Genomic DNA, 697 nt, shown 5'->3' with positions numbered 1-697 from the left:
GTTCAGGGGTTCGCCGATGCCGAACTTTTTCAGCCAGTCATAGCGTTCCTGGGGAGTGAGCTGCTGCCCGATCATGACCGTGCCCGTGTTCATGGACTTGGTCAGGATGCCCGCCGCCGTCATGTGCACGGTGCCGTGGTCAAAGGCGTCCTTGAACGTCTGCCCGTCGACCGTATACGTGGACGGAATCTCGAACTGGGACAGCGGATCAATGATTCCCTGTTCCAGTGCCGCCGCCATGGTGATGACCTTGGTGGTGGAGCCGGGTTCGAAGGGGACGGTCACGGACAGCGGTTGCCGGGACTCCGCCGGTGTCTGGCCCGGATCGTTTGGATCAACTGTGGTGGACTCTGCCATCGTGATGATGCGGCCGGTCTTGGCCTCCACCACCACCACGTTTCCCCAATCCGCGTTGTACTCCTGGACCTGGCTCGCAATGGTTTGCTGGGCAAACCACTGCAGGTCCTGGTCAATGCTGAGTTTGACGGAATCTCCGTCCCGCACGGGGACGTCCTCGTTGGTGGCATACGGAATGCGGATACCGTCGACGCTAATTTCGTACGTCCTGCTGCCTGCCTCACCCGCGAGGACGTCATCCTGGGTCAGCTCCATGCCCTCCTGCGGGCCGTCGGTTCCCAGGAATCCAACAATTGATCCGGCCACCGAACCGGATGGATAGGTGCGCAGCGTGGTGCGG

General features: G+C 61.5%; 1 protein-coding gene. It reads right to left on the bottom strand.

Going from position 1 to position 697, the window contains the following annotated elements; all coding sequences use genetic code 11:
- Nucleotides 1–697: penicillin-binding transpeptidase domain-containing protein (locus CXQ90_RS21680; RefSeq protein ID WP_258064713.1), on the bottom strand; the 697-nt coding region annotated here is incomplete at both ends.

Origin of the sequence: Arthrobacter sp. ZGTC131 (genome assembly GCF_002929275.1) — a bacterium.
In the GTDB taxonomy this organism is placed as follows: domain Bacteria; phylum Actinomycetota; class Actinomycetes; order Actinomycetales; family Micrococcaceae; genus Arthrobacter.
Note: the sequence above shows the minus strand (reverse complement) of the source record. Positions and strands in the feature narration are given on the sequence as shown.